The organism is Aminobacter sp. P4_D5, from assembly GCF_056401815.1.
Genome location: NZ_JBFUIP010001460.1, coordinates 1 through 507, shown reverse-complemented (window position 1 = coordinate 507; position 507 = coordinate 1). Strand labels below are relative to the sequence as shown.

At 70.0% G+C, this 507-nt stretch carries 1 protein-coding gene; it reads right to left on the bottom strand.

All coding sequences use genetic code 11. From position 1 onward, the window contains the following. On the bottom strand, nucleotides 1–507 hold a 507-nt coding region (locus AC1DWF_RS38960), incomplete at both ends, for an efflux RND transporter periplasmic adaptor subunit (RefSeq protein WP_476843726.1).

Below are 507 nucleotides of genomic sequence, written 5' to 3'. Positions count from 1 at the left end.
CGCGCGATCTGCACCGGCTTCACCGAGACCTTGCCGTCATCGTCCACCACGGCCACGGAGGTGCCGTCGGCACGGAAGATCAGCGCGCTGGCGGGGATGCGCACCTGGGTGGCGCCGGCCCGCGGCGGCAGCTCGATACGCACCTGGGCGTAGCCGCCGGGCTTGAGCTGGTCGTCCTGGTTGTCGACGGTGAACTGCACCAGCATCGAGCCGGACTGCACGTCCAGCGAATCCGAGGTCCGCGTCAACTCCGCGGTGAAGGCCTGGTCGCCATGTTCCGGCACGGTGAATTGGGCCGTGATGCCCGGGGCGATGCCGGCGGCATAGGCCTGCGGCACGCGGACGTAGAGGCGCAGCTTGGCGCTGTCGGTGATGGTGAAGAGCGGCTGCGCGTTGGTGGCGGCGGCCACGATCAGCGCGCCGACATCGGTGCTGCGGGTGGTCACCCGGCCTTCGAAGGGCGCGATCACCTGGTTGAAGCCGGTGAGCGCGCGCAGCCTGTTCACC